Consider the following 13,822-nt stretch of genomic DNA (forward strand, 5'->3'; position numbering starts at 1 on the left):
TTCTTTACTGGCGCCGAATGACACGCCACTTTCTAAGCGATAAACTCTCTGATTTGAGCCTCAATAGCTGCAATCTTAGCTTCAGCATCTGCAAGATTGTCACCAACTGTGGCGATGTAGAACTTGATTTTTGGTTCTGTGCCTGATGGACGAACGGCAAACCAAGAATCATCTGCCAAGGTGTACTTGAGCACGTCAGACGGTGGCGTGGTCAGGGCAGTCACTTGACCATCAGCAGTTGTCGCAGTCTGTTTGGCAAAATCTTCAAAGCGAACGATAGCTGTACTGTTGAACTCGGTCGGCGCATTCTCGCGGAATTTTGCCATAATAGCCTTGATTTGAGCAGCGCCATCAATACCTGCCAAATCAACTGAAATGGTTTTTTCAGCAAAATAGCCGTATTCTTTGTAGATCTCATCCAGACCATCTGCTAAGGTCAGACCGCGTGAACGGTAGTAAGCTGCAATTTCAGCGATGATGAGAACAGCTTGAATAGCATCCTTATCACGAACGAAGGGCTTAATCAGATAGCCAAAGCTCTCTTCAAAACCAAACATGTAAGTGTGGTTGTTAGTGTCCTCGAACTCTTGGATTTTTTCAGCGATGAACTTGAAGCCAGTTAAAACGTTAAACATGGTCGCCCCATAGCTTTCCGCAATCTTAGTGACCAGCTCAGTTGACACGATGGACTTGGCCAACGCAGCATTGGCTGGCAACGTACCAGCTTGCTTATGGGCTTCTAGGATATATTTGGCAATCAAGGCACCAATCTGGTTACCAGACAAGTTGAGGTAGCTGCCGTCAGCTTGACGGATTTCAACACCGAGACGGTCTGCGTCTGGGTCAGTCGCCAACAACACATCGGCCTGATGCTGGTGCCCCAGTTCTTCTGCCAGAGCAAAAGCTGCCTGGCTTTCAGGGTTTGGTGACTTAACGGTTGAAAAATCTGGGTCTGGCTGGGCTTGTGCGTCAACGATGATGACTTTTTCAAATCCAGCCTGTGCTAGGGCACGACGCGCCAGCATTTCCCCTGTCCCATGCAGAGGAGTGTAGACGATGGTCATATCGCGACCATGCTGATCAATCAGATCTTGGTTGATGGTGACCGATTTGATCTCTTTGAGGTAGTCCGCATCAGTTGCTTCGCCGAGAATCTCGATGAGACCGTCAGCCTTGGCCGCGTCAAAGTCAGCTACTGCGACAGCAAATGGGTTGTCAATGGCACGAATATACTGGGTCAGGGCATCAGCATCGGCTGGCGGCATCTGTCCACCGTCCTCACCGTAAACCTTATAGCCATTGAACTCTTTAGGGTTGTGGCTAGCGGTAATCATGATACCAGCGATAGCCTGATGGTGGCGTACTGCAAAAGATAGCTCAGGCGTTGGGCGCAAGCTTTCAAAAAGGTAGCTCTTGATACCGTGAGCAGCCAGTACTTGGGCAGATTCTGCGGTAAATTCTGGGGAGAAATGACGTGAGTCGTAGGCGATGGCAACGCCACGTTGCTTAGCCGCCTCACCCTTGCTCTCAATCAATTTAGCCAGCCCTTCTGTGGCTTGACGAACCACGAAGATATTGATGCGGTTAGTTCCTGCACCGATATAGCCCCGCATACCAGCCGTACCAAATTCTAAGTTAGTGTAAAAGGCGTCTTCTTTAGTTTTTTCGTCCATACCCAGCAGTTCCTCGCGGAGGTAGTCAGGCAAATCGGAAACGTTCAACCAGTTTTGATAAGTCTCTTGATAGGACATCAGCGGTCTCCTTTTCAGTCTTTATTAATCGCTTTCAGTATACCACAATTCTCCAGAAAAGAAAATAAATTTTTGAAAAGTACCACTAGAAATATGTCCCTATCCAAACGTTCTTGACTGGGTTCAAAAGAGGAGACTTACCTGTGATGTTGTTGGCGTTTACCTGTTGAAATTCCTTGATTTTCAGCCCTTCTGTCGTGTATAATAGTAGAATTGACAAGGAGAATCTTATGACGACATCACAGATTGATTTAACCAAGGGCAAGATTTTACCGACCATTTTACGGTTTGCTTGGCCTATTATGATTTCCAATATTTTTCAACAACTTTACAATACAGCCGATACCATGATCGTCGGTAACTACCTTGGGGAGCAGGCTTTGGCTGCAGTTGGAGCGACATCAGCTATTTTTGAGCTGATTATCGGCTTTGCGCTCGGTGTCGGTAACGGTATGGGCATTGTCATTGCTCGTCATTATGGCGCAAAAAACGAAGAAAAGCTTAAGCGGTCGGTAGTTGCGACAGCCATCATTGGACTGGGCTTGAGTGGTCTAGTGATGCTGGGGGGCAATCTAGGCTTGCGACCACTGCTTCATCTACTTGGGACCCCCGCCGATATTTTGGAGCAGTCTTACAGCTACATCTACCTGATCATGATGGGGGTTGGAGTGACCTTTGCTTACAACCTTGGCGCCGGGCTCTTTCCGGGCTATCGGAGACAGCTTAGTTGCCCTTTACTTTTTGATTTTCTCGGCTTGCCTCAACATTGCTCTGGACTTGTTTTTCATTACCCAGTTGCACCTAGGGGTGCAATCCGCAGGGCTTGCAACTATTTTATCTCAGGGGCTATCAGCTGTTCTCTGTTTTCGTTACATCGCTAGACGCGTCCCTGTCCTTGTTCCCAAACAGCGTCATCTGGTTTGGGATAAGGGGCTCTACCAAGATCTTCTGGGACAGGGGCTGTCGATGGGACTCATGTTTTCGATTGTGTCTATTGGCACGGTTATCCTCCAAACGGCCATCAATGGCTTTGGGGTCTTGATTATCGCCGCCCAAACGACAGCTCGTCGCATCATGGCCTTCTCTCTCCAACCTTTGACAGCTACTGCAGCTAGCATGACCACATTTGTTTCCCAAAACGTGGGCGCTAAGCAGTTTGACCGTATTTACCAAGGGGTCAAAAAAGTCAGCTTAATCGCTCTGGTCTGGGGGATTATAGTGACAATCTTACTGCATATTTTTAGCCCTGCCTTAATCCGCTGGATTTCAGGATCTGATGAGCCTGAACTAATCGCCAACGCTACCCTTTATCTCAAGCTAGGCACACCTTTTTATCCCATTCTCGGTTGCCTTTTTATCCTACGAAATACCCTGCAAGGGTTGGGCAGAAAGGTAACACCTCTGGTCTCCAGCCTGATTGAGCTAGTGGGCAAGGTCGTTTTCGTCATTGCCATCATCCCACAGGTCGGTTATGTCGGGGTCATGCTTTGCGAACCTCTGATTTGGGTTCCCATGACTGCTCAGCTATTTGTCGCCTTCAGGCGACATCCCCTTATCCAAGAAGGCAAGCGTCAAGCACGCCTGGCCTCTGTCTAATATGGTAAAATAAAAGAAAAAAGGAGTTTCTTATGAAAAAACAAGTCAATCTCTGGCTCTTGCTGGCTCTGATGGTACTGACAACGGTTCTGGCTCTGGTCAACCGTCAGGAGGTGGTGGTCAACTACCTCTTTGGGCGTTTCCGAATGCCTTTAATTTTAGTGATTTTAGGCTCAGTCTTGGTGGGTTTTATCGGACAATACCTGCTAGGGCTGTCTAAACAAATGACCCTTAAACAGCAGCTTAAGCAACTGGTCAAGGACAAACAAGAACTGACAGCTGCCTTGAACAATACCGAGAGACTAAATTTAACAGATAGTGACTATAACTAATGAGACCTGTACTAAATCTACTGTTTTCCATCAATGACAGTTATGTCGACCAATTCAAGGTCACCCTATTTTCTCTGGTCCAACAGACGCCTGACCGTGACCTTCATGTCTACCTCTTACAGCAACCTCGACTCAGTAGGGAACCTGAGGTTGAGGTCTTTTGTCGTAAACTAGGCGTTTCCTACCATGCGCTGGTCATTGATAAAGGAGCGTTCGCAGACGCTCCGACAAGCGACCGCTACCCTGAGACCATCTATTATCGTCTTTTAGCGCACGAGTATCTGCCAGATGATTTGGACAAGATTCTCTACCTTGATGCTGACATTCTCTGCATCAATCCAGTGACGGCTCTCTACGATCTTGACCTGGGTGAGCAACTTTATGCGGCTGCCAGTCATACGGAGGATGCTAATGTCACCGATGTGGTCAATCGCCTACGTTTAGGAGATTATGAGTCTAAAAATTATTTTAATTCCGGTGTCCTGTTAATGAATCTGACAAAAATACGTCAGATGGTGAAACGTGAAGACATCATGACCTACATCGCTGCACGGCAGAATTTGCTCTTCTTGCCTGACCAAGATGTGCTAACCGCTCTTTATGGTCACCACATCACGCTAATTCCAGACCAGATTTATAATTTTGATACCCGTTATCACCTCATTTACGCAGCCAAAAGTTTGGGCAAATGGGATTTGGATTGGGTGATGGCAAATACCGTCTTCCTTCATTTTTGTGGGCGAGATAAACCGTGGAAACCTAGCTATCGCAGCATGTTTTCTGGTCTTTATAAGCATTACCAGCACCTGACAAGGAGGGCCGATCGTGACTAAACGCTACAATGCTAAAACTTACTACCTCACTGGGTTAGGGCTAATCGGATTCGGGCTGGGGTCTATCCTTTGGCAAGAACAATTTTCGTCGCTTCTCTTTGCCTTGGGTGATTTAGCGATGATGGGACAGACCCTACTGACGGCTAAATCCAACCTAGCTGAAAAAGGGCTCATCGCTATCCTGTAAATCTTTTTAAACCTCTTGATAGGGGCACTCTTTTTAACCGCACCGATTCTTCCGACACGATTTCTTGCGATTATTATCGCTTTTTACCAACTTCTTCTCGGCTTAGTTCTCTTGATTCATACTCGCTTACTTTTTCATGAACAACTCAGCGGTCGCTACTCCTACCTGCTTAGCGCCTTAGTGCACCTACTGGTGGCAGGGCTCATTTTAAGCTATCGTCGCTTCTTCTTATCCAGCCTTTACACCATCATCGGTTGCTATCTTATGTTCTTAGGGGGCAATAGCTGGCGCGACGGCTTGGAATTTGATTTTGGAAAGGCGATGCCAACAGCTAGACGTCAACGGTTGGGGCTACCTATTTTTCTAACCGCCCTTATTCCTGTCACGGCACTCAACAAGGTTAACAGCTACTTAGCAAAAGAGAGAAGCCAGCCCTACTATATTCGGTGACCTCAGTCAACCTGTTGACTTAGAAATCTGGATTCATACCGCCAGACGAGGGTTTGAGATGATGGGGCATGTCGACATTGCTTTTAACGGGCAAATCTATAGTTACGGTAACCACGACGTCAATAGCCACCGCTTGTTTGAAGCTATCGGTGATGGCGTCTTGATGACTCTACCTGTTGGGCAATACAAATCCAGCCTCAAGGCTGATGGCTGGCGTGCCGTCTTTGGCTACGGCTTGGTTTTAACAGCCGATGAAAAAAGAGCTATACAAGCTAATCTGGACAAACTTTTAGAAAGAGCTCTGCCATTTTCCCAAAAAACAGCTAACCAAAAGACCAGCTATCTAGGGCAAATGGTGAGCACCTACGGCGCCAAGGCCTATAAGTTCACGTCTGGTAAATATAAAACTTACTTTGTGATGACAACTAACTGCGTGCAGTTGATTGATGACATCGTTGGTAGCACAGGTCTAGATATTTTAGATAGCCATGGGATTTTGACACCAGATGCCTATCAAGCCTACCTTGAGCGAGAGTACCAAAACCCAAACAGTCGTATGGTTAGCCAAATGATTTTAGGTCAACAAGTCTAATAACGATATCATCCCCGCTAGAATCTAGCGGGGATGAGTGATGTTCTATTTAAATTTCTTATCAGGATCCCAGACAAAGCTAGCAATATCGCTAAAAATCAAGGTTAGTAAAATAAGAATCAAACCAATCAACAAAGCTGGGATACGAATCAAGTAGGTCAACACCGAAGCTTTCTTACCGTCATCGTAAGTTGCATTTTCGGCATCCAATTGATCAAAGGCAGCCTGCACACGTGCTGTCACTTCAGCGATACCGTCATCATTCATCCGTTTGATGTCAGAAATATCAATAGGGTCACCAAAATTCATATCGACACGCTCACCAGCCAAGAGCCCTTTTATGGTCATGGGACCACGGTAACTGGCAGGCATGATGCGAACCTTTGCCATCTTGGCGATGACAGCAACTCCTCCTTTGACGTCTTTTGAATGACGGCTTCCTGATGGAAACATGAGCAAGGACCGGTTGCTTTTTTTGAGCATGTTAACAGGGTAGCGGATAGCATCCTGACTAGGATTTTCGCGGTCTATGGGAAAGGCGCCACACATGCGAATCCACCAGTTGAACATGCGATTCTTAAACAGCTCTTTTTTTGCCATAAAAATAAACTGTTTAGGACGGGCAGCGTAAGCCATATAAACCGGATCCCACCAAGTGCGATGCGGAGCAACCAGGATATAGTTCTCGTCTTTATCTAAAATTTTGTCTTCATTGTGGTAGTGGGCATTGCCGTTGAGCACCCAAAGCAGAAAAACCACGAGGGTGCGTAAATAAGTGTAAAACATCAGATCTCCTTATCGTTTTCTAAGGCTACCAAAAATACCTCTGACCAACTCACGTCCAACCGCTCGGACTGCAGAATTGATAAAGCTATCGGCAGCTTTTTCAACAGCTGATTTTGGGCGACGAACAGCTTTATCTGCTTCTTTGCGTGCGCGTTCTTGCTCTTTTTCAAGAGCTTTAGCGGCTTTCTCAGCTGCTTTAGCCTCTTCTTGCGCCGCTTTTTCGGCACTGGCTTGGGCAACTTTTTGCTCTAGAAGCTCATAAGCCGACTCCCTGTCAAGGCTCTCGGCGTATTTGTCGGTAAATGGCGAAGCATTGACTAAGCCTTGAATATCCAGAGCAGTCAATGGGGTAAAGCTTGACTGAGGCGGATAGATATAAGCTCGCTCAACGATGCTCGGCTGAGCTTGCTCATTGAGGAAAGATACCAGGGCTTCCCCGACTGCCAACTCTGTAATAGCCGTCGCCACATCAAGGTCTGGATTCTGACGGAAGGTCTCAGCTGCCGTCTTGACTGCTTTGAGTTCTTTAGGCGTGTGGGCACGCAGAGCGTGTTGGATGCGGTTCCCCAGTTGCGCCAGAATCATCTCAGGCAAATCTAGCGGATTTTGTGTGATAAAGAAAATTCCGACACCCTTGGAACGAATCAAACGGACAATCTGTTCCACCTTATCAACAAAGACTTTTGGGGCATCTTTGAAAAGCAGGTGAGCTTCATCAAAGAAGAAAACCAGCTTAGGCTTATCCAAATCCCCCACCTCAGGCAGGTTTTCAAACAGCTCAGCCAATAACCAAAGGAGAAAAGTCGCATACAGACTAGGGGAGTGAAACAACTTAGTTGCATTGAGGATGTTGATAGCCCCATGACCATCACGGTCACGTTGCATAAAATCAAGCAAATCCAAGGCAGGCTCACCAAAGAAGATATCACCACCTTCTTCTTCCAAGACCAAAAGACTGCGCTGAATAGCAGCAACAGAGGCCTTGGCAATATGCCCATAGTCCTGGGAATACTGGCTAGCCTGCTCTGCTATTTCCCGTAACAAAGCCTGTAAGTCTTTGAGGTCAATCAAGAGCCAACCACGGTCATCAGCCACCTTGAAAGCGATGTTGAGGATGCCCGTTTGGGTCTCGTTGAGGTTGAGAAGACGCCCCAGCAAGGTCGGTCCCATCTCCGAGATGGTCGTCCGAACAGGCACACCAGCTTCGCCAAAGACGTCCCAGAGGCGAACTGGAAAGGCCTTTGGCTCATAAGTGTCAGTCAAGCCTAGCTTGTTCAAGCGTTCAGCTAGCTTCTCCGTTACCTCACCCTCACGCGCCAGATTGGCTAAATCACCCTTGATGTCTGCCAGAAAAACAGGCACGCCAGCCTGACTCAGCTGTTCAGCAAGAACCTTGAGGGTCACCGTTTTCCCCGTTCCAGTCGCACCAGCGATTAAACCGTGACGATTGAGCATATTGAGCTGGAGGGCAACGGGATTAGTTCCCTTAGCGATGGTTAGTTGTGTCATTTTGGTCTCCTTTTTTGGACAATTGCAGAGCAGATAGGCTCTTGTCACCTATCATGTGTCAGACATTCACGCCTACAGTCTGTTAAACATCAAAAGCTTGATGTTTAGACGGATTGAGCACCTACTCCTTAGTCAGTTCTTGCAAGAGCTGATCGACCTGAGCGTAGGTGGTTTGTAAATCACCAGTATTGTCAATCACTCGGTCAGCGCGCGTTTGCTTCTCAGCCAGCGACATCTGGCTCTGTAGACGTGTTTGAGCTTGGGCTAGCGTATAACCATTGCGGCCCATGAGACGTTGCAGTTGTGTATCTTCATCAACCACCACCAGCCAGACCTCATCGCACCAGCTATCGTATCCCTTTTCAAAAAGCAACGGAATATCCAGCACCACCACATCATGTAGCGCAGCCAAGCGGGCTTTCTCTTCTGCCAAGGCCTGACGGATAATCTCGTCCTGCAACGCAGAGGACGTCGCCAACTGTTCTGGACTGGAAAAAATCAGTTCTGCCAACTTCGGACGGTCAAGCTCCCCATCTGGACGCAAAATCCCTGACCCAAAATGGTCAACCAGCGCCTGATAGAGCTTGCCTCCCTTAGCCTGCAAGTTATGCACCAATTGATCGGCATCAACCACTGCTACACCTTGGCGTCTCAAGTAAGCACTCACCGTCGATTTCCCAGAGGCAATCCCGCCTGTTAGTCCAATAATCCTTGCCATAATCGCTCCTTGTTTTCTTTCATTGTACCATAAAAGGCTAGGGAAATAAACTCCCTAACCCCTGCCATCATAACTTACACTTTTCTCGTTTAGTTCTCCAAAAATTTCTTAATCACATCGCGGAAAACATAGCGGACAATGTGAGCCGCTATAAAAACAGACAGCGCTGAGGATAAAATTCCCATAATAATCGCAAGAATACTAAAAGCACCAAAATTGAAAACATCTACCATAATCAAGACCTCCTGATAAATTTTACAAGATTATTATATCATAATTTCGGACATTTTTCAACTGACAAGGCAAGGACACACTGACAAAACTGCCCCTGGCACGCTATCCTCAGCTAGTTTCTGACACTTTACAGCAACTACTGAAATAAGTCTATCGCCTTTGACATTTAGGACAAAAATGACTGCCCCGACCTGCCACCTTGATTTTGACGATGTCCCGTCCACATCTGGCACAGGGTTGCCCCGTCTTCCCATAGACCTGCAAGTAGTCCTGCATGGTCCCATCCATGCCCAAAGCATTGCGATAGGTTCGAATGGTCGAGCCTCCCTTTTCAATCCCCAGCTGCAAGATCCGAATGGTCTCATCGTGTAGACGCTTGATTTCAGCTTTTTTCAGGCTGCTAGCCACACGCTCAGGATGGACCTTACTCGCCCAAAGCACCTCGTCCACGTAGATATTGCCCAGACCCGCCACCAGAGACTGGTCCAACAGGAGCGGTTTGATAGGCTTTTTACTAGCAGCTACCGCCCGCTCAAAGTTCGCATAGGCAAAGACGCCTTTTTCAGGCTCTGGTCCTAGCTTTTTCTTGGTAAAATAGCCGAGCAAATCAGCTGTTTTGACCAACTCTAGCGTGCCAAATTTACGGATATCTTGATAGACAAGGGTCTCATTGCCATCTAAGTCAAAAAAAGCATGAAAATGCTTGTTATCAGGGATTTGGTCAGATGGAAAGAGCAACCATTTACCTTCCATCCGCAAGTGAGACACCATGGTCATCTGACCGAGACCAAACAGCAGGTACTTGCCCCGACGCCCCATCTGTTCAATGATCGCCTCAGTCAAACTAGCAACAAATTCATCGCGGTCTGTCACAACCAGCCTCGGATAGCGGATCCTCACACGCTCAATCCGACGACCGACAACCAAGCGCGCCAACCCTCTTCTGATCGTCTCCACCTCTGGTAATTCTGGCATAATGCTCCTTTACAACTTGATGCTTAAATTGGCCAAATAATCACTGCCATAGACTGACAGACGATGCTGGCTATTTTTGGACTCATAGAAATCAATCATGGCAAAACCAGCACGCAACTGACCACCAATCTGCTCGTCAAGGGTATAGCTAAATTCGTAGCCGTAGTCTGGATTGATAGCTAACCGCCCAGCCTGTTCCAACTCTCTGGCGTTAAAAGGTAGTGGATAGATCAACAGCGGCTCCTCCTCTGGTTTATCCCAAACCACATCACCATCATACATGTAAACCCAAGGGTTCATATAGCCCACCATGAGGAGACCGCCTGGTTTGAGGACACGGTAACATTCCTGCCACAAGTTGGTCAAGTCCTCAATGTAAACATTGGATACTGGGCAAAAGACCAAATCAAAGGCCTCATTCTCAAAGGGAAAGGATTGGGTCATGTCCGCCTGAACAGTCTCGATGGTCAACCCCTCACGCTCTGCCACCAAACGGTCAGAGGCTAACTACTCCTTGGAATAATCCATGATGGTTACATCATAGTCATGAAGGGCAAAAAGGGAACCTTGCTGGCCGCCACCAGAAGCCAAACCCAGCACTTTTTTACCTTTCAGCCGCTCAAACCACGCCTGCGGTACCGTTTTACCAACAGTCAAGGATACCTCGAGTGGCTGAGTTTTAGCAACCATCAATTCTTCGTGACTGATTGGTTGAGTGTAGGCATTGCCACGCTTTTTTGCCACCCGATCCCAGCGATCCTTATTATAAGCAACAACATCTGTCATGCGTTCTGCTCACTTTCTTATGATTTTAATTTAGCAGGGATTAATGGAACCATTCGAAACAGCACAGCTCTAAAACTGGACGTCACACGGACCTGCTCGAGTAGCTGTTTTGGAACCATTCGAAACAGCACAGCTCTAAAACGTGTTTGGGGCGGTTTAGGCTTGAGAACCAGTTTTGGAACCATTCGAAACAGCACAGCTCTAAAACTGATTACTAATAGAGTATTCTATGTAGTTTGTTTTGGAACCATTCGAAACAGCACAGCTCTAAAACTGCGTGCCACTCTTCATGATGAATTAGAAAGTTTTGGAACCATTCGAAACAGCACAGCTCTAAAACCGCTCACCTTGTAGCTTCCGTCCTTGCGCAGTTTTGGAACCATTCGAAACAGCACAGCTCTAAAACCTACATGATCTACTTCAAGTCGTTTCGTTGGTTTTGGAACCATTCGAAACAGCACAGCTCTAAAACGGTCTTTATGTACTTGTTTTTGAGAAAGGTGTTTTGGAACCATTCGAAACAGCACAGCTCTAAAACTTGGGAACAGGCATTGGTCTATGCTGATGGGTTTTGGAACCATTCGAAACAGCACAGCTCTAAAACAGAACAAGGTGCTTCTAAAAACCCGAACTAGTTTTGGAACCATTCGAAACAGCACAGCTCTAAAACCCAGTGCTTCCGGTATCTATACCTTGGTCAGTTTTGGAACCATTCGAAACAGCACAGCTCTAAAACCGGTCGGAGGATTATCCGACCCGTGCTTTTGTTTTGGAACCATTCGAAACAGCACAGCTCTAAAACGGAGCCATACTAAACATTTTATATTGTGAAGTTTTGGAACCATTCGAAACAGCACAGCTCTAAAACACAATGATTAAGCAATTTTTACTCAAACAAGGTTTTGGAACCATTCGAAACAGCACAGCTCTAAAACACTTTATTTGAGAACATGATTTATGCAAATGTTTTGGAACCATTCGAAACAGCACAGCTCTAAAACCGCTAGCTAGATACAAAAGAAAGAGGTAAAGTTTTGGAACCATTCGAAACAGCACAGCTCTAAAACTCACCATTCCTCTGACTTTGGACTTGTCAAGGTTTTGGAACCATTCGAAACAGCACAGCTCTAAAACAGCTGTCCATACCTAAGACTGCGATTGTCTGTTTTGGAACCATTCGAAACAGCACAGCTCTAAAACTGTCAATGCCCCATTTTTCAACTTCTTCAAGTTTTGGAACCATTCGAAACAGCACAGCTCTAAAACTCTTTTAACTGATTGTGAACAGACGATTTGGTTTTGGAACCATTCGAAACAGCACAGCTCTAAAACTATAGGCTTGCTCCATTCGGCAAAGCTAGGTTTTGGAACCATTCGAAACAGCACAGCTCTAAAACTAATGAAGGGACGGGAAGACCAAGCAGAAGGTTTTGGAACCATTCGAAACAGCACAGCTCTAAAACAAGCAGGCGGTCATAAACATTAAGAGAATGGTTTTGGAACCATTCGAAACAGCACAGCTCTAAAACCTCTATTTTTGTCCTTTGGTACCTGTTATGAGTTTTGGAACCATTCGAAACAGCACAGCTCTAAAACCATAAAAGTTTCTATCTAATGTTTCAAAAAGTTTTGGAACCATTCGAAACAGCACAGCTCTAAAACAGTCTTAAAAACGTAAACATCTTTAATCACGTTTTGGAACCATTCGAAACAGCACAGCTCTAAAACGACCTAGCTTACAGACTTGACAATCTCAGAGGTTTTGGAACCATTCGAAACAGCACAGCTCTAAAACACCTCCAGCAGGGGATTGATGGGGTGACGGGTTTTGGAACCATTCGAAACAGCACAGCTCTAAAACCCAGCATTGGTCACTCCAATCTCTCTGGCAGTTTTGGAACCATTCGAAACAGCACAGCTCTAAAACAAGGTTTTAATCAGTTCATCACTGACAGGGGGTTTTGGAACCATTCGAAACAGCACAGCTCTAAAACTTGGATCCATCATATGCGGTAAAAGTCACTGTTTTGGAACCATTCGAAACAGCACAGCTCTAAAACATCCACTGGAGCTGACAAATTCGGCTGCGAGTTTTGGAACCATTCGAAACAGCACAGCTCTAAAACTTTGTATATGTGGTGTGTAGAAAAAGCAGGAGTTTTGGAACCATTCGAAACAGCACAGCTCTAAAACCTACCCGCTGATGTTGTAGAAGATGACCGCGTTTTGGAACCATTCGAAACAGCACAGCTCTAAAACAGAGGAAAAATTCTTCTGGTACTTCGTCCTGTTTTGGAACCATTCGAAACAGCACAGCTCTAAAACTGTAAGGAAGTGAATCTAATACGATAAGTCCGTTTTGGAACCATTCGAAACAGCACAGCTCTAAAACGGTAATATTGTATAATAGAAATATAAATAGTTTTGGAACCATTCGAAACAGCACAGCTCTAAAACGGTAATGATGTATAATTAAAATGTAAATAAGTTTTGGAACCATTCGAAACAGCACAGCTCTAAAACTAAATAGGGATTGCCTCCGTTGATGCTCGCGTTTTGGAACCATTCGAAACAGCACAGCTCTAAAACTATAGGTCATAGACTTCTACCTTCCTTTCTGTTTTGGAACCATTCGAAACAGCACAGCTCTAAAACGTAACATACCTCCGATAACATCATCAAGTAGTTTTGGAACCATTCGAAACAGCACAGCTCTAAAACTACATGGATTATCACTTTTCCGCCAATATGGTTTTGGAACCATTCGAAACAGCACAGCTCTAAAACTATACCTTATCCTATCATGAGGGTATCCAGGTTTTGGAACCATTCGAAACAGCACAGCTCTAAAACATTAGCAATACATTCATCTATAATTTCCAAGTTTTGGAACCATTCGAAACAGCACAGCTCTAAAACATATGAAAGTCAAGTTTTCCGAACTTACTGGTTTTGGAACCATTCGAAACAGCACAGCTCTAAAACGAATGGGATACTCAGATTGCTTCCAACCTCGTTTTGGAACCATTCGAAACAGCACAGCTCTAAAACATGTAGTCGGGATTGACCAGCT

Annotated in this window: 11 protein-coding genes, 2 pseudogenes and 1 CRISPR repeat array; of the genes and pseudogenes, 6 read left to right on the forward strand and 7 right to left on the reverse strand. The window is 45.9% G+C overall.

From position 1 onward, the window contains the following. Window positions 1–32: 32 nt before the first annotated feature. The gene (locus ACERC5_RS01735) at window positions 33–1,751 is read right to left on the reverse strand and encodes a phospho-sugar mutase (protein ID WP_373660022.1); all 1,719 of its coding nucleotides are present in this window, start codon (window positions 1,749–1,751) and stop codon (window positions 33–35) included. 230 nt (window positions 1,752–1,981) lie between these two features. Here ACERC5_RS01735 and ACERC5_RS01740 point away from each other — a divergent pair. The 6 genes and pseudogenes from ACERC5_RS01740 (at window position 1,982) to ACERC5_RS01765 (ending at window position 5,741) form a co-directional block, all read left to right on the forward strand. Further along, a pseudogene (locus ACERC5_RS01740) lies at window positions 1,982–3,347 on the forward strand (MATE family efflux transporter). 32 nt (window positions 3,348–3,379) lie between these two features. After that, the gene (locus tag ACERC5_RS01745) at window positions 3,380–3,679 is read left to right on the forward strand and encodes a lipopolysaccharide assembly LapA domain-containing protein (protein WP_373657906.1); all 300 of its coding nucleotides are present in this window, start codon (window positions 3,380–3,382) and stop codon (window positions 3,677–3,679) included. Further along, entirely contained in the window at window positions 3,679–4,512 is an 834-nt protein-coding gene (locus ACERC5_RS01750; protein WP_373660023.1) for a glycosyltransferase family 8 protein, read from the forward strand. Before ACERC5_RS01745 ends, ACERC5_RS01750 begins: the two co-directional genes overlap by 1 nt. Beyond that, entirely contained in the window at window positions 4,505–4,699 is a 195-nt protein-coding gene (locus ACERC5_RS01755; protein ID WP_373660024.1) for a hypothetical protein, read from the forward strand. The genes ACERC5_RS01750 and ACERC5_RS01755 overlap by 8 nt, the downstream gene beginning before the upstream one ends. A gap of 15 nt (window positions 4,700–4,714) precedes the next feature. Then, the gene (locus ACERC5_RS01760) at window positions 4,715–5,149 is read left to right on the forward strand and encodes a hypothetical protein (protein ID WP_373657909.1); all 435 of its coding nucleotides are present in this window, start codon (window positions 4,715–4,717) and stop codon (window positions 5,147–5,149) included. Between the two features lie 58 nt (window positions 5,150–5,207). After that, window positions 5,208–5,741: a hypothetical protein gene (locus ACERC5_RS01765; RefSeq protein WP_373660025.1), complete on the forward strand. Its 534-nt coding sequence runs from the start codon at window positions 5,208–5,210 to the stop codon at window positions 5,739–5,741. Window positions 5,742–5,786: 45 nt separating this feature from the next. Here the strand turns inward: ACERC5_RS01765 and ACERC5_RS01770 are convergent, their stop codons facing one another. From ACERC5_RS01770 to ACERC5_RS01795, 6 genes and pseudogenes are all read right to left on the reverse strand, one after another. Then, entirely contained in the window at window positions 5,787–6,527 is a 741-nt protein-coding gene (locus ACERC5_RS01770; protein WP_373657911.1) for a lysophospholipid acyltransferase family protein, read from the reverse strand. Window positions 6,528–6,536: 9 nt separating this feature from the next. Next, on the reverse strand, window positions 6,537–8,036 hold the full coding sequence (locus ACERC5_RS01775; protein WP_373660026.1) for a helicase HerA-like domain-containing protein: 1,500 nt from the start codon (window positions 8,034–8,036) through the stop codon (window positions 6,537–6,539). Window positions 8,037–8,157: 121 nt separating this feature from the next. Continuing rightward, complete coding sequence (coaE, locus tag ACERC5_RS01780; RefSeq protein ID WP_373660027.1) at window positions 8,158–8,754, reverse strand: dephospho-CoA kinase; 597 nt, start codon at window positions 8,752–8,754, stop codon at window positions 8,158–8,160. Window positions 8,755–8,843: 89 nt separating this feature from the next. Beyond that, on the reverse strand, window positions 8,844–8,987 hold the full coding sequence (locus ACERC5_RS01785; RefSeq protein WP_373657914.1) for a hypothetical protein: 144 nt from the start codon (window positions 8,985–8,987) through the stop codon (window positions 8,844–8,846). A gap of 151 nt (window positions 8,988–9,138) precedes the next feature. After that, window positions 9,139–9,963, reverse strand: coding sequence for a DNA-formamidopyrimidine glycosylase (gene mutM, locus ACERC5_RS01790; RefSeq protein WP_373657915.1), 825 nt, complete (start codon window positions 9,961–9,963; stop codon window positions 9,139–9,141). 9 nt (window positions 9,964–9,972) lie between these two features. Next, window positions 9,973–10,749: pseudogene (locus ACERC5_RS01795) on the reverse strand (class I SAM-dependent methyltransferase). Between the two features lie 40 nt (window positions 10,750–10,789). Further along, window positions 10,790–13,800: a CRISPR direct-repeat array (repeat unit 36 nt; unit sequence GTTTTGGAACCATTCGAAACAGCACAGCTCTAAAAC). Window positions 13,801–13,822 lie beyond the last annotated feature (22 nt).

Source organism: Streptococcus sp. E24BD, assembly GCF_041807825.1.
GTDB lineage: Bacteria > Bacillota > Bacilli > Lactobacillales > Streptococcaceae > Streptococcus > Streptococcus entericus.

Excerpts from the sequence above, each read along its gene's own strand:
- ACERC5_RS01735 (WP_373660022.1), bottom strand. The coding sequence starts at position 1,751 with ATGTCCTATCAAGAGACTTATCAAAACTGGTTGAACGTTTCCGATTTG.
- ACERC5_RS01745 (WP_373657906.1), top strand. The coding sequence starts at position 3,380 with ATGAAAAAACAAGTCAATCTCTGGCTCTTGCTGGCTCTGATGGTACTG.
- ACERC5_RS01750 (WP_373660023.1), top strand. The coding sequence starts at position 3,679 with ATGAGACCTGTACTAAATCTACTGTTTTCCATCAATGACAGTTATGTC.
- ACERC5_RS01765 (WP_373660025.1), top strand. The coding sequence starts at position 5,208 with ATGATGGGGCATGTCGACATTGCTTTTAACGGGCAAATCTATAGTTAC.
- ACERC5_RS01770 (WP_373657911.1), bottom strand. The coding sequence starts at position 6,527 with ATGTTTTACACTTATTTACGCACCCTCGTGGTTTTTCTGCTTTGGGTG.
- ACERC5_RS01775 (WP_373660026.1), bottom strand. The coding sequence starts at position 8,036 with ATGACACAACTAACCATCGCTAAGGGAACTAATCCCGTTGCCCTCCAG.
- coaE (WP_373660027.1), bottom strand. The coding sequence starts at position 8,754 with ATGGCAAGGATTATTGGACTAACAGGCGGGATTGCCTCTGGGAAATCG.
- ACERC5_RS01785 (WP_373657914.1), bottom strand. The coding sequence starts at position 8,987 with ATGGTAGATGTTTTCAATTTTGGTGCTTTTAGTATTCTTGCGATTATT.
- mutM (WP_373657915.1), bottom strand. The coding sequence starts at position 9,963 with ATGCCAGAATTACCAGAGGTGGAGACGATCAGAAGAGGGTTGGCGCGC.